This is a genomic window from Neptunicella marina, assembly GCF_014270035.1.
Classification (GTDB): Bacteria; Pseudomonadota; Gammaproteobacteria; order Enterobacterales; family Alteromonadaceae; genus Neptunicella; species Neptunicella marina.
Window position 1 is genome coordinate 21,288 of record NZ_JACNEP010000001.1, and the last position, 22,050, is coordinate 43,337.

Annotated in this window: 25 protein-coding genes; 15 read left to right on the forward strand and 10 right to left on the reverse strand. The window is 41.9% G+C overall.

Annotation, left to right across the window (positions count from 1 at the left end):
• The first annotated feature begins 9 nt into the window (after nucleotides 1–9).
• Together H8B19_RS00110 and H8B19_RS00115 are read left to right on the forward strand one after the other, a co-directional pair.
• Nucleotides 10–1,653: a response regulator gene (locus tag H8B19_RS00110; RefSeq protein ID WP_186504748.1), complete on the forward strand. Its 1,644-nt coding sequence runs from the start codon at nucleotides 10–12 to the stop codon at nucleotides 1,651–1,653.
• A gap of 7 nt (nucleotides 1,654–1,660) precedes the next feature.
• A complete protein-coding gene (locus H8B19_RS00115) occupies nucleotides 1,661–1,939 on the forward strand; it encodes a hypothetical protein (protein ID WP_186504749.1) in 279 nt (92 codons plus the stop codon).
• A 4-nt stretch (nucleotides 1,940–1,943) separates the two neighbouring features.
• Here the strand turns inward: H8B19_RS00115 and lhgO are convergent, their stop codons facing one another.
• Nucleotides 1,944–3,140 carry an L-2-hydroxyglutarate oxidase gene (lhgO, locus tag H8B19_RS00120; protein ID WP_186504750.1) on the reverse strand — a complete coding sequence of 399 codons (1,197 nt, stop codon included), beginning with the start codon at nucleotides 3,138–3,140 and terminating at the stop codon, nucleotides 1,944–1,946.
• A gap of 9 nt (nucleotides 3,141–3,149) precedes the next feature.
• Nucleotides 3,150–3,548, reverse strand: a complete 399-nt coding sequence (locus tag H8B19_RS00125) for a rhodanese-like domain-containing protein (protein WP_186504751.1) — start codon at nucleotides 3,546–3,548, stop codon at nucleotides 3,150–3,152.
• A gap of 121 nt (nucleotides 3,549–3,669) precedes the next feature.
• Here H8B19_RS00125 and H8B19_RS00130 point away from each other — a divergent pair, with 121 nt between their 5' ends.
• A complete protein-coding gene (locus H8B19_RS00130) occupies nucleotides 3,670–4,614 on the forward strand; it encodes a GlxA family transcriptional regulator (RefSeq protein WP_186504752.1) in 945 nt (314 codons plus the stop codon).
• A 67-nt stretch (nucleotides 4,615–4,681) separates the two neighbouring features.
• Entirely contained in the window at nucleotides 4,682–5,467 is a 786-nt protein-coding gene (tcdA, locus tag H8B19_RS00135; protein WP_186504753.1) for a tRNA cyclic N6-threonylcarbamoyladenosine(37) synthase TcdA, read from the forward strand.
• An 8-nt stretch (nucleotides 5,468–5,475) separates the two neighbouring features.
• Here the strand turns inward: tcdA and H8B19_RS00140 are convergent, their stop codons facing one another.
• The 4 genes from H8B19_RS00140 to H8B19_RS00155 are packed head-to-tail and all read right to left on the reverse strand — an operon-like array spanning nucleotide 5,476 to nucleotide 8,461.
• The gene (locus H8B19_RS00140) at nucleotides 5,476–7,134 is read right to left on the reverse strand and encodes a SufS family cysteine desulfurase (protein WP_186504754.1); all 1,659 of its coding nucleotides are present in this window, start codon (nucleotides 7,132–7,134) and stop codon (nucleotides 5,476–5,478) included.
• 57 nt (nucleotides 7,135–7,191) lie between these two features.
• Entirely contained in the window at nucleotides 7,192–7,431 is a 240-nt protein-coding gene (locus tag H8B19_RS00145) for a VF530 family DNA-binding protein (protein WP_186504755.1), read from the reverse strand.
• Between the two features lie 6 nt (nucleotides 7,432–7,437).
• Nucleotides 7,438–7,968 (reverse strand): DUF6942 family protein, encoded by a 531-nt coding sequence (locus H8B19_RS00150; RefSeq protein ID WP_186504756.1) that lies wholly within the window; start codon nucleotides 7,966–7,968, stop codon nucleotides 7,438–7,440.
• Entirely contained in the window at nucleotides 7,961–8,461 is a 501-nt protein-coding gene (locus H8B19_RS00155) for a GNAT family N-acetyltransferase (protein ID WP_206683146.1), read from the reverse strand. Before H8B19_RS00155 ends, H8B19_RS00150 begins: the two co-directional genes overlap by 8 nt.
• 78 nt (nucleotides 8,462–8,539) lie before the next feature.
• Here H8B19_RS00155 and xthA point away from each other — a divergent pair, with 78 nt between their 5' ends.
• The 3 genes from xthA to H8B19_RS00170 are packed head-to-tail and all read left to right on the forward strand — an operon-like array spanning nucleotide 8,540 to nucleotide 10,426.
• The gene (gene xthA, locus H8B19_RS00160; protein ID WP_186504758.1) at nucleotides 8,540–9,343 is read left to right on the forward strand and encodes an exodeoxyribonuclease III; all 804 of its coding nucleotides are present in this window, start codon (nucleotides 8,540–8,542) and stop codon (nucleotides 9,341–9,343) included.
• Between the two features lie 11 nt (nucleotides 9,344–9,354).
• Nucleotides 9,355–9,999, forward strand: a complete 645-nt coding sequence (locus H8B19_RS00165; RefSeq protein ID WP_186504759.1) for an energy-coupling factor ABC transporter permease — start codon at nucleotides 9,355–9,357, stop codon at nucleotides 9,997–9,999.
• Nucleotides 10,000–10,057: 58 nt separating this feature from the next.
• Complete coding sequence (locus tag H8B19_RS00170) at nucleotides 10,058–10,426, forward strand: hypothetical protein (protein ID WP_186504760.1); 369 nt, start codon at nucleotides 10,058–10,060, stop codon at nucleotides 10,424–10,426.
• A 37-nt stretch (nucleotides 10,427–10,463) separates the two neighbouring features.
• Here the strand turns inward: H8B19_RS00170 and yfbV are convergent, their stop codons facing one another.
• The gene (gene yfbV / locus H8B19_RS00175; protein WP_186504761.1) at nucleotides 10,464–10,910 is read right to left on the reverse strand and encodes a terminus macrodomain insulation protein YfbV; all 447 of its coding nucleotides are present in this window, start codon (nucleotides 10,908–10,910) and stop codon (nucleotides 10,464–10,466) included.
• A 256-nt stretch (nucleotides 10,911–11,166) separates the two neighbouring features.
• Here yfbV and trxB point away from each other — a divergent pair, with 256 nt between their 5' ends.
• The 4 genes from trxB (at nucleotide 11,167) to infA (ending at nucleotide 13,927) form a co-directional block, all read left to right on the forward strand.
• Nucleotides 11,167–12,117: a thioredoxin-disulfide reductase gene (gene trxB, locus H8B19_RS00180; RefSeq protein WP_186504762.1), complete on the forward strand. Its 951-nt coding sequence runs from the start codon at nucleotides 11,167–11,169 to the stop codon at nucleotides 12,115–12,117.
• A gap of 39 nt (nucleotides 12,118–12,156) precedes the next feature.
• Complete coding sequence (gene aat / locus H8B19_RS00185) at nucleotides 12,157–12,873, forward strand: leucyl/phenylalanyl-tRNA--protein transferase (RefSeq protein ID WP_186504763.1); 717 nt, start codon at nucleotides 12,157–12,159, stop codon at nucleotides 12,871–12,873.
• A 4-nt stretch (nucleotides 12,874–12,877) separates the two neighbouring features.
• Nucleotides 12,878–13,579 (forward strand): arginyltransferase, encoded by a 702-nt coding sequence (locus H8B19_RS00190; RefSeq protein WP_186504764.1) that lies wholly within the window; start codon nucleotides 12,878–12,880, stop codon nucleotides 13,577–13,579.
• A gap of 129 nt (nucleotides 13,580–13,708) precedes the next feature.
• Nucleotides 13,709–13,927, forward strand: coding sequence for a translation initiation factor IF-1 (gene infA, locus H8B19_RS00195; RefSeq protein ID WP_013784390.1), 219 nt, complete (start codon nucleotides 13,709–13,711; stop codon nucleotides 13,925–13,927).
• A 71-nt stretch (nucleotides 13,928–13,998) separates the two neighbouring features.
• Here infA and clpA read toward each other — a convergent pair whose 3' ends face one another.
• Entirely contained in the window at nucleotides 13,999–16,260 is a 2,262-nt protein-coding gene (clpA, locus tag H8B19_RS00200) for an ATP-dependent Clp protease ATP-binding subunit ClpA (protein WP_186504765.1), read from the reverse strand.
• Nucleotides 16,261–16,424: 164 nt separating this feature from the next.
• Nucleotides 16,425–16,745, reverse strand: a complete 321-nt coding sequence (clpS, locus tag H8B19_RS00205; RefSeq protein WP_186505168.1) for an ATP-dependent Clp protease adapter ClpS — start codon at nucleotides 16,743–16,745, stop codon at nucleotides 16,425–16,427.
• 210 nt (nucleotides 16,746–16,955) lie between these two features.
• Here clpS and cspD point away from each other — a divergent pair, with 210 nt between their 5' ends.
• On the forward strand, nucleotides 16,956–17,168 hold the full coding sequence (gene cspD / locus H8B19_RS00210) for a cold shock domain-containing protein CspD (RefSeq protein ID WP_186504766.1): 213 nt from the start codon (nucleotides 16,956–16,958) through the stop codon (nucleotides 17,166–17,168).
• Nucleotides 17,169–17,242: 74 nt separating this feature from the next.
• On the opposite strand, the gene H8B19_RS00215 is transcribed toward cspD, so the two are convergent.
• Nucleotides 17,243–19,468, reverse strand: coding sequence for an NADP-dependent isocitrate dehydrogenase (locus tag H8B19_RS00215; protein ID WP_186504767.1), 2,226 nt, complete (start codon nucleotides 19,466–19,468; stop codon nucleotides 17,243–17,245).
• 167 nt (nucleotides 19,469–19,635) lie between these two features.
• On the opposite strand from H8B19_RS00215, the gene H8B19_RS00220 reads away from it, so the two are divergent.
• The 3 genes from H8B19_RS00220 to hflD all read left to right on the forward strand — a co-directional run bounded on the left by H8B19_RS00220 (nucleotide 19,636) and on the right by hflD (nucleotide 22,036).
• Nucleotides 19,636–20,202 (forward strand): rRNA large subunit pseudouridine synthase E, encoded by a 567-nt coding sequence (locus tag H8B19_RS00220; protein ID WP_186504768.1) that lies wholly within the window; start codon nucleotides 19,636–19,638, stop codon nucleotides 20,200–20,202.
• An 83-nt stretch (nucleotides 20,203–20,285) separates the two neighbouring features.
• Nucleotides 20,286–21,398: a tRNA 2-thiouridine(34) synthase MnmA gene (mnmA, locus tag H8B19_RS00225; RefSeq protein WP_338401479.1), complete on the forward strand. Its 1,113-nt coding sequence runs from the start codon at nucleotides 20,286–20,288 to the stop codon at nucleotides 21,396–21,398.
• A complete protein-coding gene (gene hflD, locus H8B19_RS00230; RefSeq protein WP_186504770.1) occupies nucleotides 21,398–22,036 on the forward strand; it encodes a high frequency lysogenization protein HflD in 639 nt (212 codons plus the stop codon). The genes mnmA and hflD overlap by 1 nt, the downstream gene beginning before the upstream one ends.
• The last annotated feature ends 14 nt before the right edge of the window (nucleotides 22,037–22,050 follow it).

The window sequence follows — 22,050 nt, forward strand, 5'->3', positions numbered from 1 at the left end:
TTTCAGCCCATGGATAAAATGACCTATCATGATAAACGGATTCTGGTTGTCGATGATCACAGGCCATTTCTTTTAAAGTTACGTAATTATCTCAATGCATTGGGCGCACAAAGCATCAATTTAGCGGAAACTGCGGAAGAAGCCGTCAGGTTATGTGAGAACCAACTATTTGACATCGTGATTTCAGATCATGATTTAGGTAGTAATGCACAAACCGGCATGCAATTACTTGAAGAGTTGCGTTATAAAAAATTGCTGTCGCCAGATACACTGTATTTAATGGTAAGTGGCAATACTGAACATCCGCCTGTGATGGGCAAGCTGGAAAACCAGCCAGATGATTATTTGATAAAACCCTTTTCCCAGGCGCAGCTGGCCAATCGTATTGGTAAAATAGCCACTAAACATAAAGCATTAAGATCCTTATACCGTTGTTTATTTAACAAAGATATTCGCGGCGCAATTAATGCCTGTAAGGACGCCATTAGTTCAGGCAGTCGTTACCGTCAGTTTTGTTCTGTGGTTATGGTCGAGCTTTTGTGGCGTGAAGATAAGTTCGATGTTGCGATGTCGGTATTAGACCCGTTAGTCCGTGATACACAATTACCATGGGCTGTGATGGCAATGGCCAAAACCATGATGTACAAACGACAATTTGAAGAAGCCATTAACATGGCCAGGAATATTGTTGATAACCGTGTGTTGGCCGCAGACTCTCACGATATTCTGGCACAATGTTATTTGCGCACCGAAAAGCTGGCCGAAGCCTGTGAGGAAATAAAGCAGGCAATCAATCTATCCCCGCATTCGATTGAACGTCAATATTTGGGATGTGAAATCGCTCAGGCCAGTGGTGATTATGACTTTGCTAAAAATTGCTGTTTGGCCATTTTGGAACAATCACGCCACTCTGTGCATAAAAACATCTCACATATGTGTAATTACATTCGTTCGATATTAGAGCTCGCTGAGCAAGCCCTCGACCCCAAACTAAGCAACAAATATCATCAGGACGCATTACTGGAATTACAACGTCAAAAGCAAACTGAACTGGTACAAAACAGCCCTCAACCTTTTGACTTTGATGCGTTTGAAACCATCGTAAACGCCAGGATCAGCGTTATTCAGGGCAAATTACAAAATGCCCGTCGGGCTTTATATGAGTCGCAACAACAAATTGAACAAAAATTTGCAGACTATCCCTCATCTTTGGCTCCTGACAGTATTAAAATCATGTTTGATCTCGGAGAATATGAGCAGGCCTCAGCTTTATTAGACAAAGTCAGGGATACCGATACTCAGGACCCCAATACCCAACGGCTGTTAAGCAATACGATAAAGCAGGTTAAAACCACCAGCGGCAGTTTCGACAGACACAAGAAAAAAGCCATAGAATGTTATAATCAGGGACAATATCAGGCTTCTTACGATGCCTTCCATCAGGCATTGGCACTGGCACCAATGAATACAGGAGTGGCAATAAATTTATTACAGGTCATAGGTAAACTTATTGCACAAAAAAGCAAACCTGATCCGCAACTCAAAATGGAATGCCGCAAACTTTATCATTCAATTGATAGCTTGCAGCTCCCCGACTCGCATCGCCAAAAGCTTACACACATTACCCCAGAGCTTCAGGCATATTTAGGATAAAAATAATATGAACAAATCACTGTTATCAGCAGCTTGTATTGCACTAGTCAGTTGTGCACAACAACCTCAGCGCTGTGAAGATATTTTAGTAATAAAAGAACAACAACTTGAATGTAAAAAGTTACAATTTCAAATAAAAAACAACACTAACCCTCAACAAGTTTTGGAAGCACAACGTCGTTTTGACGAAAACTGTGCAGATTTACGTTACTACCGCGATCAGTTTGATACGGTATGTAAAGGTGAACAGACCCCAATTGGAGAAACTAAAAAGCAGGACGAGTAATTTATTATTGCTGATTAAATTGCTTAATAATGTGCTGAGCGATTGGAATTGCCGATGTGGCAGCCGGGCTTGGCGCATTCCCCACAAACAGCATATTGTCGGTTTGCACAAATTTAAAGTCGTGAATTAACTGACCATTTCTATCAACGGCCTGTGCACGAATTCCACAAGGATACGATTTTAAATCTTCCAGCGTTACCCTTGGCCAGTATTTTTGTACCTGAGCTAAATAGCCCTTTCGCCAAAAACTATTCTTCAGCTCAGTGACTCCTGCCCCCGCATAGTTTGCAAGCAGTTTCCAAAAGCCTTTATAACTCACCATATCGGCAAGATCTGAAATCGATAATTGATAACGGTTATACCCCTCACGCTTCATCGCCAGTACAGCATTAGGCCCAACAGTTATGCCGCCGTCAATCATGCGCGTTAAATGAATGCCCAGAAATGGTAAATCGGGATCAGGCACTGGATAAATTAAATGCGGAACCTTTTGTGAATAATGGTCTGGCAAACGGAAATATTCACCTTTAAAAGGAATAATTTTAAAACCAGCGGTAAAACCAGCACTTTTAATTAAACGGTCAGACTCCAGGCCCCCACAAACCAACAGTTTCTTAGTGTGAAACCGCTGGGCTAATGTATCTACTACCACACCCTGACTGCTTTCAGTAATCGAATGTACTTCTTGCTGGAATATGACTGTCGTTCTCTTCTCTTGTGCCAGTTCGAGCATCGTTTGTGTAATACGGCGATAATCAGTAATGCCAGTTTGTTTGATCCAAATCGCTTCTTCACCCGCCAGGCCAGGAACACGCAGCTTTAGTTGTTTTCTAGATAAACGCTCAGGAACAAGTTCATTGGCATCACAACGTTGCATTAACTGCTCAAGTCTGGATTGTTCAACCTCATTGGTAGCCACAACCAATTTACCGCATTGCTCGTAAGGCACATTAAAGTCACGACAAAACTGATACGTTTGAATAAGTCCATCTTTGCAAAACCGGGCTTTTAAACTGTTTGGTGGATAATAGACGCCGGCGTGAATGACGCCAGAGTTTCGTCCTGTTTGATGACATGCTGGTGACGCTTCTTTTTCCAGCAAAAGTATATTGAGCTTTTTAGATTGCTTACTCAATTGCCAGGCCGTTGCGGCACCTACAATGCCGCCTCCGACGATAATGACATCAAACTGTTGCGTCACCCTAACTCCTTAATCTGATTCAATTAGAGACAATCCTTCATCGATCCACCCCGTGATGCCACCGATCATTTTTTTAACGGGGCGATTTAGTTTTGCCAGTTTGATGGCGGCTTTTTCTGTCGCATTACAATGAGGGCCAGCGCAATAAACCACAAACAAGGTATCAGGTGCAAATTGTTGTAAATTTTGCTCGTTTATTTTGCTGTGCAGCAGATTAACCGCACCTTCAATATGTGACTGCTTAAATTTATCGTCACTTCTTACATCGAGTAAAACGAAGTCTTGTTTGTTGTTACTGATCGCATGATGAACATCCCAACAGTCAGTTTCAAATTCAAGTAGCAGGCTAAAATGGGCTAGAGCGACATCGCTTGATGCAGCAGGAATACGTGAAACAGCAGAACTCATGATTAATTTCCTTGTTTTTTTTGAACAGGTTTAGTTTGCTATATATAAAACACACAAAAAATTGGCTGCATTGACATTTTTCATTAAAATTAAGCCAACTAAAGTCCATAATCTTAATAACATGAAAACAGCTATTTTGGTTTATCCTGATATTTCTATGTTCGAACTTGCGTGCGCTGTTGAGCTGTTTGCCCTGCCGCGCCCAGAGTTAAAACGCTATTACGATGCGGATGTAGTGAGTCTGGAAGATACACAAAGTAGCACTACCGCGGGCCTGGTGCTTAATACACAGATTGTTAATTCATTAGATGCCTATGACATGGTTGTCATCGCTAGCTGGCCAGTCGCACAACGTGAAATTCCCTCTCATTTAGCCAGCGAATTACTGGAATTTTACCAGTCAGGTAAGCGCCTTGTGTCGTTTTGTTCCGGGGCATTTTTACTTGCAGAACTTGGCATCTTAAATGCTAAAACCTGTTCAACTCATTGGCGCTATGCCACAGAATTTGTCCAGCGTTATAAGCGGGTAAACTTCAGCAACGATGTTTTGTATTGCATCGATGGTAATGTTGCAACGTCGGCCGGCAGCGCCGCCGCTCTGGATTTAGGCTTAGCATTAATCAGGCAGGACTTTGGTTTAGATACGGCAAATGCTGTGGCCAAACGACTGGTGTTACCTGTGCATCGCAATGCGACACAATCGCAATTTGTTGAAGCACCAGTGATATCGGAAAACAAAGCATTATCGAGCAGTATGGATTGGGCTATCACTAATTTACAACACACAATATCGATTAACCAATTTGCCGAAAAAGCCAATATGTCGCGCCGCAATTTCGACCGTTGTTTTAAAAAAGCCACAAATTTAACCCCACAGCAGTGGCTTATCATGCAACGACTGGAGCGAGCCAGTCAGATGTTGCAACAAACCAATCTCAACATTGAGCAGGTTTCCAGCCAGGCTGGATTTGAGAACAGCCTAACATTTCGTCATCACTTTAAAGCTAAATTTGGTTGTGCGCCGCTTCAATACCGACACCAGCATCAAATCGCAGTAACAAATTAAGCAGGTGTTTATTTTTGCAGTGGTTACAGGGATAATTCACGCCCTTTTATCAAGCAGTATGTAACTTATGTCAGACAAAGAGCGTTTTGGTGGCACTGCCCGTTTATATGGTCAGGACGCACCTAACATATTAGCTAACTCACACGTTGCCATTGCTGGCATAGGTGGTGTTGGTTGTTGGGTGGCAGAAGCACTTGCCAGAACCGCTGTGGGTAAAATCACCCTTATCGATTTAGATGACTTGTGTGTCACCAATACCAATCGTCAATTACATGCATTAGCCGACACCATTGGTCAGCCTAAAGTTGATGTTATGGCACAGCGTCTTAAAGCGATAAATCCAGATTGCAAGGTCATTTGCATTGAGGATTTTGTAGCCAGCGACAACGTTGCTGAGGTTTTACATAACGAGCTTGATTTTGTAGTGGATGCAACCGACAGCATTAAAGCTAAAGCTGCAATGATAGCGCACTGTAAACGTAATAAATTGCCAATCATAACTATTGGCGGCGCCGGCGGCCAAACCGATCCCACCAGGATCCAAGTGGGTGATCTGAGTAAAACCATTCAGGATCCCCTCGCCTCAAAATTGCGTAACTTGTTACGTAAAGAGTATCGGTTTTCCAGCAATCCTAAACGTAAGTTTGGCATTAGTTGCGTATTTTCCAGTGAGCAACTGGTTTATCCGCAAGCGGATGGCAGTGTCTGTCAAACTAAAAATTTATCTGATGGCAGTGTCAAACTGGATTGCAATAACGGTTTTGGCGCATCAGTTGCGGTAACAGGTACATTTGGATTTGTTGCGGCTGCCCGGGTTATTGACAAACTGCTTGAAAAAGCACGCGCTGAATAAACAATCAATTAATTGCAGCGCTGCTTGATTGCATTAAACACGCTGTTTAAACCACTGGTGCGACTTGGGCTTAAATGGCGTTCTAATCCGGCTTCGGTTAAATATCCCGCTAAATCAAATACGTTAATGTATTCGACTGACTGTTGATTTAACACTTCGCAGATAAGGGCCAATAAACCACGGATAATTTTACTCTCGCTATCAGCGCTAATCGTAAGCTGTTCGCCTTTAACTTCAGTTTTTAGCCAAACATTAGATTCACAGCCACTGACACGCGTATCAGCGGTTTTATCTTCATCAGCCATACCTTGATGCTTTTTACCGGCCAGCATGAGCTGACGATATTTTGCATCCCAGCCTTTTGCCTGAGAAATTGCGTTAAAAAGCACTCTATCTTGTGAATGGGCCGATTTACCACCAACGTTTTGCAACTGACTTTTGCTTACAACACCAGAATTAACGTCTTTTTTTAGAAGTTGAATCGCGCTTTGAAGAGCCAAAATCAACTGATCGATTTCCTGAATCGTGTTGTATATTGCAAGCGAAACTCTAATCGTTCCGCTTATTCCCAGTCGCTGCATTAATGGCATAGCACAATGGTGACCAACGCGAACAGCAATGCCCTGTTCACCCAAAATTAACGCCACATCCTGGGCAGAAACATCTTTAATGCTAAACGATAAAATAGGCACTGAGGAATGAAGATCGCCCCACACCTTTATACCTTCAATAACGCTAAACTTATCTAACAGATAATGATAAAGATGCTGCTCATACTGTTGGAAACTGTCGGTTAACTCATGCGATAACCACTGGGCAGCTTTTGCCATGCCCAATACCCCTTCGATATTGGGTGTACCTGCTTCAAATTTAAGTGGAGGTAATTCGAATGATGTATCTTCTAAACTGACATGTTCAATCATTTCGCCGCCAAGCTGATATGGGGGCAAAGATTCAAGTAAATGGAATTTGCCATACAGCACACCAATCCCAGTCGGTCCGAACATTTTATGTGCACTGAAGGTATAAAAATCACAATCAAGTTCAGTGACATCAACCCTAAAATGGCCAACCGCTTGTGCGCCATCAACAAGACTTAATGCACCCACATTTTTTGCCTCAGCGATAACCTTTTTAACCGGATTAATATTACCTAAGGCGTTAGATACATGCCCCATGGCAACTATCAATGTGTTGTGGTCAATAATCTGCTGCAGGCCCGATAAATCAAGCACACCAACGTCATTTAACGGAGTTACGCGTAACTCGCATTGATGCTGTTTTGCCAGTTGCTGCCAGGGTACAAAATTTGCGTGATGTTCTAACTCTGTAACTACTATATTTTTACCATTAATACTGGATTGCCTGGCTAAACATGTGGCCACTAAGTTGATAGCGTCTGTTGTTCCTTTGGTAAAAACAATGCACCTTTCATCTGGCGCATTGATGAATTTGGCCATTGTTTTACGTGCGGACTCAAACTCTGTTGTGGTCGATACCGCCAGCGGGTAAGAACCACGATGCACATTTACGTTCTGTGCCTGATAAAAATGCTGCAATGTTTCAAGCACTATCTGTGGTTTTTGTGTGGTAGCCGCACTATCAAAATAAACCAAGTCGGTTGATTGATTTATTAAAGGAAATTGCTGACGCCAGATATTTTGCATAGATATCACTGTGAGTTTTTTAAGGCATGGTAAATAAAGTAAGTCAGGCTGTAAGACTTATTCTGAGCCCCGCTGCCAGGGATTGTTCACTAATCGAATGTAGAGCTGCTCAACTTTTTCGCGTGCCCAAGGCGTTTTGCGCAAAAACGTTAAGCTCGATTTTAAACTGGGATCATGTTTAAAACAGCGAATATCAATTAATTCCGCAAGCTTTTCCCATCCATAATGCGACTCGAGTTTAATTAAAATGGCTTTTAAGGTGACACCATGTAAAGGATTATTGGGTTGCTGCTGCACAGGCTCTCACTTATTTTGTACAAACTGATTAATATAAACACTTAATTGCTCGATTCGAGCATTAGTTAACTGTCGATAATCAAAATAGGGGCAAATTATAACCCGATGTGGTGGGCAAAGTGCAAAATGATGGTCGACCCACACAAATTCAAACTCAGACTCGCTTTTAGCACCAAAATGCCGGCCTGTTATGATATTAATCGCATTGGTTTGAATTTGATGTGGTGAACCAAAAATTAATGCGGTTTTACTGCCTTGTTGCAACAAATACTGATCACGATATTGTTGCCAGCTGCTCGCTAAGGATTGGTAGGGGAATAACTGACTATCAAGCGCAAACAGAAGTTTGGCATAAACATTAAATACTTTACGCCAGCCGTTACCAAATGCACTGGAAATACGTGTTATATCACCGGATTGAAGCGCCTGAATTGATGTAAGAGATGAGAATTCTGCCGAATCCGGCTCGTTCTGAATAAATACTCCAATATTAAAATCGCTGTCGCCTAATCCTCTATAAATTTTATTTTCAGCCATACAACAAACAACTGACATTTTCACCTGGTATAAAATGCTCCTGATGGAACGTCATGCCCAATTTTTCCAATAAACGAATGGATGGCGAATTATTGTGAGATACCAAAGCCACTACATCAACTAGTCTTAACTCATGATTAGCAAACTGCAAAATTGCCTCAGCTGCTTCAAGTGCATATCCCTGCCCTCTGCCAATAGGTAAAAAACCGTAACCAATATCAGCTGAAATCAAATTAGGCCGTTGTAACAATCCTGCCATACCAATGGCCTGACCCGATTGCTTTATACTCACTTTCCACAATCCAAAACCATGCTGTACATAACTTTTTTGCGGACCATTAATAATATAGCGACGCGCATCGGCAGGCGTTCTAACGCCTCTGTCACCAATATGTTCAATAAAGTCAGGCTGATTGAGCAACTCAACGATAAAATCAGCGTCATCGGTTGATAATAAATCTATCGATAATCGCTTGGTGGTAATCAGATCCAATCTGCAGTCCTTTGTAATAGCATTGCTGCGCGACAATTTGATACCATGCGGGCAGATCATTTAAACAGGAACAATTCAATGAAGTTTATCTCTTTTAACATCAATGGGCTACGAGCAAGGCAACATCAGTTAGAAGCGCTTATCGAAAAACACCAGCCAGATGTTATTGGACTGCAGGAAACCAAAGTCCACAATGAAATGTTTCCGTTAGAAGCCGTTGAATCAACGGGTTATCATGTGATTTATCACGGTCAAAAAAGCCACTATGGGGTAGCCATGTTATCCAAACAAGCGCCTCAGGATGTGCAATACGGCTTCCCTGACGATGATGAAGACGCCCAGCGCCGCATGATCATGGCTACCTTTACCTTGCCTAATGGCGAACCAGTCAGAGTGTTAAACGGCTATTTTCCGCAAGGCGAAAATCGCGAGCACCCCCTTAAATTTCCAGCCAAACAAAAGTTCTACGCAGATTTAAATCAGTACATTGAATCACGCGATAAACAAGAAAATATGATCGTCATGGGCGACGTTAATATATCTCATCAGGATTGTGACATTGGTATTGGTGAGCCTAACCGCAAGCGTTGGTTACAAACCGGTAAATGCAGCTTTTTACCTGAAGAACGTGAATGGTTAAATACCTTGCTGGGTTACGGTTTCAAAGACAGCTTCCGCGAATTACACCCAGAAGTCACTGATCGTTTTAGCTGGTTTGACTACCGCTCTAAGGGGTTTGATGACAACCGTGGGTTGCGTATTGATTTGATTCTCGCGACCGAGAAACTGCATACCCAATTGACTGATGCTGGTATTGACTACGAACTACGCGGCATTGAGAAACCTTCAGATCATGCGCCAATTTGGGCAACCTATAAATAAGCAGGATTATAATGTCGTTAATCCAAATTAGCGCCACATTCGTTTATTTACTGCTGGTCGGCATGATGCTGAGGGCTTTGCCCTTAAGGTCATTGCTGCATAGTGGGAAAACTCAGCACTTAATTTTTGGCTGTGTGGTAGCTGTTTTTATTTTGTGGATGTTTAGAACCGGGATTTATCCCGGCCTTACCGTGCATTTTTTATGGTTATCCGCACTACCGCTGGTATTAGGATACCGATGGGCGATCGTTGTTTCTATGTTAGCACTATTGGGTGTTACCTTAGCAGGCATGACACCTATATCTATGTTTGGGATCAATGGATTATTAGGTTGTATCGCCCCTATTTCCTTAAGCTATGCCGTATTTAGCTGGACATTTCATAAACTGCCCAGGCATTTATTTATCTATATATTTGTATGTGCTTTTGCCTCAGGCATGGCTGCAATTAGCTTAAAAATGCTGTTATTTGGCGGATATTACTTTTTAACTGGTCAATATAGCTGGCAGATTATTGTAGATAATTACTTGATACTTATCCCATTACTGCTATTCCCTGAAGGCATGCTTAACGGTATGACCATAACGCTGTTGGTGATTTATTTACCTAGCTGGGTTAACACCTTCCACGACAAACATTATTTGCATAATAAATAGACTATCAACCCTAAAGTTGTTCGATATTTAACCGATAACAACTTGGGAGGATAGTATTATGCAAATATCGGTAAATTTAGGTCCAGCCGATGTACAGGCACAAATAAGCCGAATGTCACATCGTGCCGACAGTAATCAAAGCGTTGAGAAGTCAGCGACGTCCGATCTTGCTCCTAAAACTCCAAAGGAATCGGTGTCAGGGGTAAATCAGGCGCCTGAAATAACGCCAAAAGCTAAGCAGGGTATGCCAGAAGAATCTGGTACCAATACAGAGTTACAAGTGAATCAGCGAGGATACAAATTCAATATGCTGATTGAACGGCCTGCAGGTACAACAACAATGCAAACCGTTCTTAATTTCTATCGTACTGATGTTGCGGCTGAACAGACTACGAATACATCAGCCTCAATTGATGAAACTGCTTAAAGCTGACTTTTGCTGAATTAAAGTCAGCTCTTCCCCACTACAGCCACTGTTTGGTAAACACTTTATCCAGTTGCTCAAATGCCGCTTTTAATAACGTCGCCAGTTCTTTGTAGGTGGGTTTAGATTTTAAATTATTAATCTGACAACCGTGCTGGCGCATTTTGGCATGCGTTTCGACATACCACTGCCTGACTGAAGGCGGTAACAATTGATTGGAACGAAAACCTAACCACAACAATCCCTGCAACGGCAAACTTAATATAAAAGCGCCGGTGGTTAAGATTTGTGGTAATTGCTGCTGACCAAAATAATTGTATTGTAACGCCACTACAGCCACAGCAATTGGCGGCATAACTTTGATACCAAAACGCGTAGCATTAATGATTCGATTTTCAGGAAACAGGCTATTTAACGCCTTTTGCTGGGGCCAGGTTTGCATATATTGCTGACCATCTTTAAACATCATTGAGAGTGTCAGAGCCATTACTTCCCCCTTCTTGACTGAATAGTAAGATTACGCCTTTATGGATAATTTCGCTAACAAATTTCAGTTTAAAAGTGTTAAATTTTATTCGACTTTAATCGTATATACGTAACAACTTTAGTTAATCGTTGATTTCATTCGATTAATACAAAGCAACTTCTTGAAAAGCGATATAACATACCCATAATGAAGCTAATCTTATCTTTTTGTCATGTCACCCATGACAAAATTGAACACATTCACTCTGGAGTTTTTCATGTCTGAGACAAGACACTGCCGACTGTTAATTTTAGGCTCTGGCCCTGCTGGTTATTCTGCTGCAGTTTATGCTGCACGCGCTAATTTAAACCCGGTTCTGTTAACCGGCATTCAACAAGGTGGTCAGTTAACCACAACCACTGAGGTAGAGAACTGGCCAGGAGATCCTGAAGGCTTAACCGGTCCTGATCTAATGGTACGCATGCAAAAACATGCCGAAAAATTCAATACCGAAATTATTTTCGATCACATTAATAAAACCGATTTAAGCAAACGTCCTTTCACTTTAACCGGTGATAATGGTACTTACACTTGTGATGCGCTAATTATTGCAACAGGGGCATCTGCCAAATATCTTGGTCTTGAAAGTGAACAAGCCTTTATGGGCAAAGGTGTATCTGCCTGTGCAACCTGTGACGGCTTTTTCTATCGAAATCAAAAAGTCGCTGTGATTGGTGGTGGTAATACAGCAGTTGAAGAAGCGCTTTATTTATCAAATATCGCATCTGAAGTGCACGTTATTCATCGTCGTGATAGTTTCCGTAGCGAAAAAATTCTGGCTGACCGCTTAATGGAAAAAGCCCAAAATGGCAACGTCACACTGCACCTAAACCGTACTCTGGACGAAGTGCTGGGTGATGAAATGGGTGTCACTAAAGTTCGTATTAAGGACACTGATTCAGATAAAACTGAAGAAATCGATATTATGGGTCTGTTTGTTGCCATTGGTCACCAACCTAATACCAGTATATTTGAAGGCCAGCTGGACATGAAAGACGGCTATATTAAGGTACAAAGCGGTACCGAAGGAAACGCAACACAAACCAGCGTAGAAGGCGTATTTGCCGCAGGCGATGTGTCTGATCATATTTACCGCCAGGCCATTACTTCAGCCGGGACTGGCTGTATGGCTGCACTTGATGCCGAAAAATATCTGGACGCTTTATAAAGCAACATAAGGCCTCTTTATTAGAGGCCTTTTTTATCTATGGCCCAACATTTATTTCAACTTTCCCAACATAATTTGTCTTTTCCTGACGTCGATTCAGCGTTACCTGAGCCTGATGGTTTACTTGCTTATGGCGGTGACTTGTCAAATCAACGTTTATTAACCGCTTACTCTAAAGGGATTTTTCCCTGGTACAGTGATGATTCTCCTATTTTATGGTGGAGCCCGTCTGAAAGAGGCATTCTGGAATTAGCTGATTTTAAATGTTCAAAAAGTCTGGCCAAAAAAATTCGACAACAACGTTACCGTGTGACATTGAATCAGGCGTTTGAACATGTGATTAAAGCCTGTGCCAATGTTCCAAGAAATGATGCTATGCATGGCACATGGATCACAGATGAAATGATGGATGCCTACATCAGTTTGCATCAACAAGGTCATGCCCACTCGATTGAAGTATGGAACCAACAACAATTAGTTGGCGGTTTATATGGCGTAGGTTTAAATAATGTGTTTTGTGGCGAGTCGATGTTTCATATAGAAACAGACTGCTCCAAAATTGCCACTTACTATCTGGTGCAATGGTTAAAACAACATGATTTTGCTTTTATCGATTGTCAGCTGGTTAACCCACATTTGTCTAGCCTGGGTGTTAAAGGCGTTGCACGCGACTATTTTATTAGTAAACTGAATCAAGCTCAAAATAAAACACCCCGATACACAAACGATATATGGCAACCTAAGGAACTTAGCTAAATTAATGAAGTTTGGCATCACGCAGACAGTTGAATGTGCCTATTTACCCGGTCAACAGGAACGACTGGCGGTATTAGTCGAGCCAGAAATGGATAGTAGTCTCGCCTATGATTTACTTATCCAGTCAGGATTCAGACGCAGTGCAGAACAACTATATCGACCTCATTGTACAGAGTGTCATGCCTGCCAGTCTCTACGATTACCTGTAGAGCGTTTTATCCCGTCATCCAGCCAACGCCGCATTAGTAATAAAAATAGAGATGTCGAAGTTCTGCTTTCGGCCGAGAACAAACCAGAATATTACTCGCTTTATTTCGACTATATTTCTGAACGTCATACTGATGGCAGCATGTATCCACCGTCAAAAGAGCAATATGAAAGCTTTTTAGGACAAAGCTGGACACATCAACAATTTATCGAATTCCGAATTCAAAACGATTTAGTTGCTGTCGCCGTTATTGATGAAGTGGATTCTGGTTTGTCGGCTTTATATACATTTTATGCACCTGAACTCGCATATCGCTCACTAGGAATTTTTTCTATTTTGACCCAAATTGAGTTATGCCGACTCAATAATAAACGTTATTTGTACCTTGGTTATCAAATTGATGACTGCAATAAAATGAATTATAAGGCGAATTTTTATCCACATGAGCGCTTTATTGGTAACAAATGGTACGAAATAGTAAAAAAACAGCCCTGTTGACTTTACTCTTACTTGTTTATTGGGCAAAATCTGCGCGGCATTTTTATGAATTTATTACACAGTGTTATATTTGCACTGCAATTGCAGAGCCACACTGTCGATTTTATTAAACAGAGGTATTTATTTTAGATGGCGAAAGAAGATTGTATTGAAATGGAAGGTACGGTTCAGGATACACTTCCAAATACTATGTTTCGTGTTGAGCTTGAAAACGGTCATGTTGTTACTGCGCATATTTCCGGCAAAATGCGTAAAAACTACATCCGCATCCTGACCGGTGACAAAGTTACTGTTGAAATGACGCCATACGACCTGACTAAAGGTCGCATTATTTATCGCGCCAGATAATTAAGAATTACAACAATAAAAAACCCAACTCAAGGTTGGGTTTTTTATTGATCTTTCATCATGAGCAAAAACTATTTAACTTTTTCTTCTCGCTGTTGAAAGCAAAAGTTTAACTCATTGTCTTTAACAGACACAGATACATTTCCACCATCGGTTAATTCGCCAAACAACAGCTCATTTGCTAATGGTTTTTTCAGTTTTTCCTGAATAACCCGTGCCATTGGTCGCGCTCCCATCGCTTTGTCATAACCATGCTCAGCTAACCAGTCTCTTGCATCGCTGGCCACTTCAAGCGAAACACCTTTTGCATCAAGTTGCGCTTGCAGCTCAACAATAAATTTATCGACAACCTGCAGAATGACATCCATTTCCAAATGATTAAACCAGACAATACTATCCAAACGGTTTCTAAACTCAGGCGAAAAGACCTTATTGATCTCTCCCATTGCATCATGACTGTGATCCTGCTGTTTAAAGCCAATTGATTTGCGAATGGTTTCCATCACACCTGCATTAGTTGTCATTACCAACACCACATTGCGAAAATCTACTTTACGGCCATTGTTGTCCGTCAGGGTTCCGTGATCCATCACTTGCAATAAGATGTTGTAAATATCACTGTGGGCTTTTTCAATTTCATCCAACAACACCACCGAATAAGGGTTTTTGATAACAGCATCTGTTAACATGCCACCCTGTTCGAATCCAACATAACCAGGAGGTGCCCCTATCAAACGACTGACAGCATGACGTTCCATATATTCAGACATATCAAAGCGCAGTAATTCAACGCCCATAATTTTTGCCAGCTGTTGTGTCACCTCAGTTTTACCTACACCAGTAGGTCCGGCAAACAGAAAACACCCGACAGGTTTATTTTCGTTGCCCAAACCAGAACGTGATAAACGGATTGCATCAGTCAGTGAATCAATCGCTTTATCCTGACCAAACACCACTAATTTAAGGTGGCGGTCAAGATTTTTAAGTACCTCTTTATCAGATGCTGATACAGACTTTTCCGGAATACGTGCTATTTTTGCGATGATTTGTTCAATATCACCCACGTTAATCGTCTTTTTACGTTTGGATACTGGTAGCAGGCGCTGGCTCGCCCCTGCTTCATCCATCACATCAATTGCCTTGTCAGGTAAATGCCGTTCGTTTATGTATTTAGCAGACAACTCAGCCGCCGCTTTTACTGCCTGACGAGTAAATCGCACACTGTGGTGCTCTTCATAGCGACTCTTTAACCCCAGTAAAATCTTGGTGGTATCTTCTACACTGGGTTCAATAATATCGACTTTCTGGAAACGACGTGCCAACGCCCTGTCCTTTTCAAAAATACTCTGGTATTCCTGATAGGTAGTAGATCCAATGCAGCGTAATTCACCACTGGACAACTTAGGCTTTAACAGGTTCGATGCATCCATCACACCACCAGATGCTGCACCAGCACCAATAATGGTATGGATTTCATCTATAAACAAAATTGCATTTTTGTCTTTTTCCAATTCATGCAAAATGGCTTTTAAGCGTTTTTCAAAATCACCACGGTATTTTGTTCCGGCTAATAAACTACCTAAATCTAATGAATAAACGGTAGCGTCTGCAATTACCTCAGGCACATCATCATTAACTATCCGATAGGCTAAACCTTCTGCAATTGCCGTTTTGCCCACACCCGCTTCACCGACCAATAACGGATTATTTTTGCGCCGACGGCATAATATCTGAATGGTACGTTCAACCTCATGGTCACGCCCGATTAATGGATCGACCTTGCCCTGCTTGGCCATTTCATTCAGGTTACTTGAATATCGTTCCAGAATACTGGTTTTGTCTTCACCTTCCTGAGGTTCATGTTCAGACTCAGACGGACTCACCCTGTCTTCATCACTTTTAGCCACACCATGTGAAATAAAGTTCACTACATCCAAACGGGTAACATCTGATTTTTTCAGAATATAAACAGCCTGCGATTCCTGCTCAGAGAAAATCGCTACCAACACATTCGCACCAGTTACTTCTTCTTTACCCGAAGACTGAACATGGAAAACTGCGCGTTGCAAAACACGCTGGAAGCCAAGTGTTGGCTGGGTTTCACGATCATTATTCTGATCGTCGAGAATAATCGGCGTGGTATCTCGCACAAAATCTTCTAATTCATTGCGGATGCTCTGAATATTGGCCCCACAAGCCTGCAACGCTTCGCAGGCAGACGCATTATTAAGCAGTGCTAATAATAAATGTTCAACCGTCATAAACTCATGTTTATGCTCGCGAGCATAAATAAAAGCTTCATTTAAAGTTTGTTCCAGATCTTTATTTAACATTCGTCATGATCCTCATACTGCGCAACGAAGTGCATTCGTAAACGGTTGACTCGATACTCTGTTTGTACAATCTAAGCATAGCAAACAGCTTATTGATATAGTGTTGTACACAATTTAATGCTTGTCTGCATCCAACTTTGGCATTTCGTTATCATATTTAACGATTAAGCCTGTTCTAACGTACACATAAGTGGATGCTGGTGTTTACGCGCATATTGATTGACCTGCATCACTTTGGTTTCGGCCACTTCTGCACTATAAACACCACAAACGGCTTTACCCTCATAATGCACGGTTAACATTATCTGCTGCGCTTTCTCACCATTCATTTGGAAAAACTGTACCAACACGTCAACCACAAAATCCATTGGGGTGTAGTCATCGTTATTTAATATGACTTTATACATTGGTGGGGGTTTCAGTTTATTTTTAACCGCTTCCAGCTGTTTATCGTGACTAATATCTACACCACTGATTTCATTCATATTATTCAAAACAATTTTTTTGCCTCATAAGGTTATTTATACCTTGTATCCCTTCAATTTAGAAAATAATTAAATTGGACTTGACACATTTAGGTTAAAAAACCTACAGTTTTAGTGAACTTTTGTACAATTACACTGGTTCATCACCCGTGCTTACTAGTATTGGGACAAGATAGAGATAGTTCAAGGGATTACAGAGGAAACAGAAGTATGGCGGTTGGCAAAGTAAAATGGTTCAACAATGCGAAGGGTTTCGGTTTTATCGTACCAGATGATGGTGGTGAGGATGTTTTCGCACATTATTCCACAATCCAAATGGATGGATACCGTTCACTGAAAGCAGGTCAGGAGGTTAACTTTGACGTTGAAGAGGGCCCTAAAGGTTTGCATGCAGCAAACATTTCGCCTGAACCACAGCAATAATTGCAACGTTAAATAAAAAAGCAGATGAATAAGATCATCTGCTTTTTTTATGTCTGCTGTTTAATAAATGGTTATTAACCCATTATTGCATTAAAGGTTTCGCTGGGACGCATCACTTTAGCAACCAGAGCTTCATCAGCGTGATAGTATCCACCTAAATCAACAGTCTGCCCCTGAGGCGCCATCATCTCATCCCAAATAGTCTGCGCATTTTCTGCTAATTGTTTTGCAATTGGCGCAAAATGCGCTTGCAACTCAGCACTCTCATTTTGTGCAGCCAGTTCCTGAGCCCAATACAAAGCAATGTAGAAGTGACTGGTACGGTTATCGTGTTGGCCTACTTTACGTGAAGGTGATTGATTCTCATCCAGCAATTTACCTACCGCTTTATCCAATGCGTTGGCTAATACCACAGCCTGCTTATTACCCTTCACATTAGCTAAATGCTCTAAAGACGCCCCTAAAGCGCAGAATTCACCTAATGAATCCCAACGAAGGTGGTTTTCTTCGATTAACTGCTGAACGTGTTTCGGAGCAGAACCCCCCGCGCCTGTTTCAAACAATCCACCACCGTTCATTAATGGCACAATGGACAACATTTTTGCTGAGGTACCCACTTCTAAAATTGGGAACAAATCAGTTAAGTAATCACGTAAAACGTTACCTGTTACCGAAATGGTATCCTGACCATTTTTAATACGTTCAAGCGAATACTCAGTGGCTTTTACCGGCGACATAATCTGAATATCTAAACCACTGGTGTCGTGGTCTGGTAAATAGGCATTTACCTTTTTAATTAACTCAGCGTCATGCGCGCGAGTTTCATCTAACCAGAAAATAGCCGGGCTACCGCTTGCACGGGCACGATTTACCGCCAACTTAACCCAATCCTGAATTGGCGCATCTTTAGCCTGACACATACGCCAGATATCACCCTGCTCAACGCTATGCTGATGAATGACATTGCCATTAGCATCAACAACACTAATTTCGCCATCCGCAGATGCTTCAAATGTGTAGGGATGAGAACCATATTCTTCTGCTTTTTGAGCCATTAAACCGACGTTGGCAACGCTCCCCATCTCTGCCGGATTAAATGCGCCATGTTTGATACAGAATTTAATAGTTGCATCATAAACCCCGGCATATGAGCTATCCGGGATAACACATTTGCTGTCAGCCTCTTTGCCATCTGGCCCCCAACCTTTACCGCCAGCACGAATTAATGCGGGCATAGAGGCATCGATAATCACATCACTGGGTACGTGCAGATTGGTAATGCCTTTATCTGAGTTAACCATATACAGATCGGGTTGCTCAGACAAACATGCCTGAATATCTGCTTCTATTTCGGCTTTTTTATCGGCAGGTAGTTGTGCGATTTTTGCCACTACATCGCCAAAACCATTGTTAACATTCACCCCTAACTGGTCAAAGGTTGACTGATGTTTATCAAAGACAGACTTAAAAAATACTTTAACGGTATGACCGAAAATAATCGGGTCAGACACTTTCATCATGGTGGCTTTCATATGTAATGAAAACAGAATACCCTGATCTTTTGTTTGTTGAATTTGCTCTTGCAAAAAAGCACACAAGGCTTTTTTATTCATTACCGTTGCATCAACCACTTCACCTTGCTGCAACGCTACTTTGTCTTTTAAAACGATTTTCTCGCCATCTTTTGTGGTTAACACAATTGACGCCGTTGTTGCGCTTTCAATGGTGGTTGATTTTTCATTATGACGGAAATCGTTAGCTTGCATGGTGGCAACGTGCGTTTTGGAATCTGCTACCCATTCACCCATGCTATGTGGATTCTTTTTAGCAAATTCTTTAACAGCCAGCGGCGCACGACGATCTGAGTTACCTTCACGCAAAACGGGGTTAACTGCACTGCCCTTCACTTTTTCATAAATGGCTTTTACCCGTGCATCTTCATCGGATTTAACATCAGATGGGTAATCAGGAATGGCATACCCCTGTGATTGCAATTCTTTAATCGCTGCGTCCAGCTGAGGTTGAGATGCAGAGATGTTTGGTAATTTAATGACGTTGGCGTCGGCTTCAGTTACCAGTTTGCCCAGCTCTGCTAACGCGTCTTCCTGTTGTTGGTCCGCAGATAAATAATCAGGGAACTGAGATAAAATACGCCCTGCCAAAGAAATATCCTTGGTTCCTACACTTATACCGGCAGCACCGGTAAACGCTTTAATGATGGGTAAAAACGACCCGCTGGCCAACTCTGGTGCTTCGTCAACTTTGGTATAGATAATGTCTGGCTTATTTTCGCTTGTCATTTTTGTATTCAGCTCCTGAAAATCACCTTTGCGGTGTAATGAGTTACATAAAGTGTGGATAATAGTAGCATTATCCGGATTATTGTTGGTGAAGGATAATAAACAATTCAGTTACAAGTGCAAATCGCCAATGATTATTTTATATCTCAAAGAGAGTTATCTGATTTATGTCAAAGCCTCAACGGCCCAAAACCAATCCAGAGTCCAAAGTCATATTGTTTAATAAACCTTACGATGTATTGTGCCAGTTTACCGATGAGCAGCAACGTCAAACTCTTAAAGACTTTGTTGATATTCCAGGCGTATATGCTGCCGGGCGATTAGACAGAGACAGCGAAGGCCTGTTGGTATTAACCAATAATGGCAAACTGCAACACAAACTCGCTAACCCCAAACACAAAACCAGTAAAACATACTGGGTGCAAGTAGATGGCGAAATCAGCGATGAGGCCTTAGTTCAACTACGAAATGGTGTTGAATTAAAAGACGGCATGACCAAACCCGCCAAAGCCAAACGCATGCAGGAACCTGAACTGTGGCCGCGCAATCCCCCCGTGCGCTTTCGCAAAAACATTCCAACCAGTTGGTTAGAACTTACCATTACTGAGGGTAAAAACCGTCAGGTCAGACGTATGACGGCTCATGTTGGTTTCCCGACGTTAAGACTTATCCGTTATCGTGTCGGAAACTGGACACTGGATGGCATCAATAGTGGTGATTACATAGAAGTTTAAATTACATGGATTGATGTAGTTACAGGTGATTTTACGCACTTTTTTTGCTAGTATGCGCCTCCCTTAATTTCAGTGAAAATTCAATAAATTCAATCATGTCAGATAACAGCCAAATTAAAGTCATAGTCGGTATGTCCGGCGGTGTCGATTCTTCCGTTTCAGCCTACCTGTTAAAAGAACAGGGTTATCAGGTTGAAGGGCTGTTTATGAAAAACTGGGAAGAGGATGATGACAATGAATATTGCCTGGCGGCTGAAGACTTAGCCGATGCACAAGCTGTCGCCGATAAACTGGGCATTGAACTTCACACTATCAATTTTGCTGCAGAATATTGGGACAATGTGTTCGAGTATTTCCTTGATGAATACAAAAAAGGACGTACACCTAACCCCGATATTATGTGTAACAAGGAAATTAAGTTTAAAGCCTTCTTAGAATTTGCATCGGAAGATTTAGGTGCCGATTACATTGCCACCGGTCATTATGTGCAACGTCGTTTAGTTGATGATAAATGGCAATTGCTGCGTGGTCTGGACGGTAACAAAGATCAGAGTTATTTCCTGTATACATTAAGTCATGAGCATGTTGCACAAACGCTGTTCCCCATTGGCCATTTAGAAAAACCCAAAGTACGCGAAATAGCAGAACAACAAGGCTTAATCACTCACGACAAAAAAGACAGCACCGGTATTTGTTTTATTGGCGAACGCAAATTTAAAGACTTTTTATCTAAGTTTTTACCGGCTCAGCCAGGTGATATAGAAACCACAGATGGTGAAGTCGTCGGACGCCACGATGGCCTGATGTATCATACTTTAGGTCAGCGTAAAGGATTACACATTGGTGGCTTAAGCGACCACGGCGAAGCGCCTTGGTACGTGGTTGGAAAAGATATGCAGCGTAATGTTTTGGTAGTGGGACAAGGTGCTGATCACCCAGCTCTGTTCTCAAATGGTTTACTGGCCAATCAGTTACACTGGGTAAATCGCGAAAGTATTACTGAACCCATGCGCTGTGCAGTTAAAACCCGCTATCGCCAACAAGACATCCCTTGTTTATTAACACCCAATTCAGATGGCACCGTGACTGTTATGTTCGATGAGCCACAAAAAGCCGTTACACCGGGACAGTCTGCAGTATTTTATCTGCACGAGGTTTGTTTAGGTGGCGGTATTATAGAGAGTTTTATTCGCTGATGACTCCGAATATTGAAGATAAACATTTAGCGCTGGCTGGTGTATGCCAGACCGCTGCTTTAGTTCAACAAATTGCCCGTAAAAAAACGTTTGATGAAGTCGCATTTGAAACCAGTATTCAATCGATTGTGGTGATTGATGCCGATTCAACCGAACATGTTTATGGCTCGATCAAAGGCCTTAAACTGGGTTTTGAAACCCTGACCAGGCAATTAAGTAATAAATCGGTTAATAAAGATGCGGAAATCACCCGTTATATTGCCGGTATATTGCAACTTGAGCGCAAACTTGCTTCAAATAAAAAGTACCTGAATGAATTAGGTGAACGCATTGTTCAGTTACAACGCCAGCAATCATTGTATACCTTATTTGATACACAAATGTTAGCCAATATGGCCAGCGTCTATACCGAAGTTATCAGCCCGGTAGCGGCTAAAATTCAGGTGGCAGGTGATCCAAATCAATTAAAGTTAAGTCTTAACCAGCATAAGGTTCGGGCTTTGCTTTTGGCAGGGATTCGTTCGGCAGTGCTATGGAGACAACTGGGTGGCAAACGTCGCCAAATATTGTTCGCCCGACAAAATATTCTCGATAATGCCCAACGGGCACTAAAACACATTAACAGCCTAAGCTTTTAACAGAGGAGAGCAAC

Excerpts from the sequence above, each read along its gene's own strand:
- H8B19_RS00215 (WP_186504767.1), bottom strand. The coding sequence starts at position 19,468 with ATGACAAGCGAAAATAAGCCAGACATTATCTATACCAAAGTTGACGAA.
- tcdA (WP_186504753.1), top strand. The coding sequence starts at position 4,682 with ATGTCAGACAAAGAGCGTTTTGGTGGCACTGCCCGTTTATATGGTCAG.
- H8B19_RS00140 (WP_186504754.1), bottom strand. The coding sequence starts at position 7,134 with ATGCAAAATATCTGGCGTCAGCAATTTCCTTTAATAAATCAATCAACC.
- hflD (WP_186504770.1), top strand. The coding sequence starts at position 21,398 with ATGACTCCGAATATTGAAGATAAACATTTAGCGCTGGCTGGTGTATGC.
- trxB (WP_186504762.1), top strand. The coding sequence starts at position 11,167 with ATGTCTGAGACAAGACACTGCCGACTGTTAATTTTAGGCTCTGGCCCT.
- H8B19_RS00130 (WP_186504752.1), top strand. The coding sequence starts at position 3,670 with ATGAAAACAGCTATTTTGGTTTATCCTGATATTTCTATGTTCGAACTT.
- H8B19_RS00125 (WP_186504751.1), bottom strand. The coding sequence starts at position 3,548 with ATGAGTTCTGCTGTTTCACGTATTCCTGCTGCATCAAGCGATGTCGCT.
- clpS (WP_186505168.1), bottom strand. The coding sequence starts at position 16,745 with ATGAATGAAATCAGTGGTGTAGATATTAGTCACGATAAACAGCTGGAA.
- cspD (WP_186504766.1), top strand. The coding sequence starts at position 16,956 with ATGGCGGTTGGCAAAGTAAAATGGTTCAACAATGCGAAGGGTTTCGGT.
- H8B19_RS00220 (WP_186504768.1), top strand. The coding sequence starts at position 19,636 with ATGTCAAAGCCTCAACGGCCCAAAACCAATCCAGAGTCCAAAGTCATA.
- H8B19_RS00170 (WP_186504760.1), top strand. The coding sequence starts at position 10,058 with ATGCAAATATCGGTAAATTTAGGTCCAGCCGATGTACAGGCACAAATA.
- clpA (WP_186504765.1), bottom strand. The coding sequence starts at position 16,260 with ATGTTAAATAAAGATCTGGAACAAACTTTAAATGAAGCTTTTATTTAT.
- aat (WP_186504763.1), top strand. The coding sequence starts at position 12,157 with ATGGCCCAACATTTATTTCAACTTTCCCAACATAATTTGTCTTTTCCT.
- yfbV (WP_186504761.1), bottom strand. The coding sequence starts at position 10,910 with ATGGCTCTGACACTCTCAATGATGTTTAAAGATGGTCAGCAATATATG.
- H8B19_RS00110 (WP_186504748.1), top strand. The coding sequence starts at position 10 with ATGGATAAAATGACCTATCATGATAAACGGATTCTGGTTGTCGATGAT.
- infA (WP_013784390.1), top strand. The coding sequence starts at position 13,709 with ATGGCGAAAGAAGATTGTATTGAAATGGAAGGTACGGTTCAGGATACA.
- H8B19_RS00115 (WP_186504749.1), top strand. The coding sequence starts at position 1,661 with ATGAACAAATCACTGTTATCAGCAGCTTGTATTGCACTAGTCAGTTGT.
- H8B19_RS00190 (WP_186504764.1), top strand. The coding sequence starts at position 12,878 with ATGAAGTTTGGCATCACGCAGACAGTTGAATGTGCCTATTTACCCGGT.
- H8B19_RS00150 (WP_186504756.1), bottom strand. The coding sequence starts at position 7,968 with ATGGCTGAAAATAAAATTTATAGAGGATTAGGCGACAGCGATTTTAAT.
- H8B19_RS00165 (WP_186504759.1), top strand. The coding sequence starts at position 9,355 with ATGTCGTTAATCCAAATTAGCGCCACATTCGTTTATTTACTGCTGGTC.
- xthA (WP_186504758.1), top strand. The coding sequence starts at position 8,540 with ATGAAGTTTATCTCTTTTAACATCAATGGGCTACGAGCAAGGCAACAT.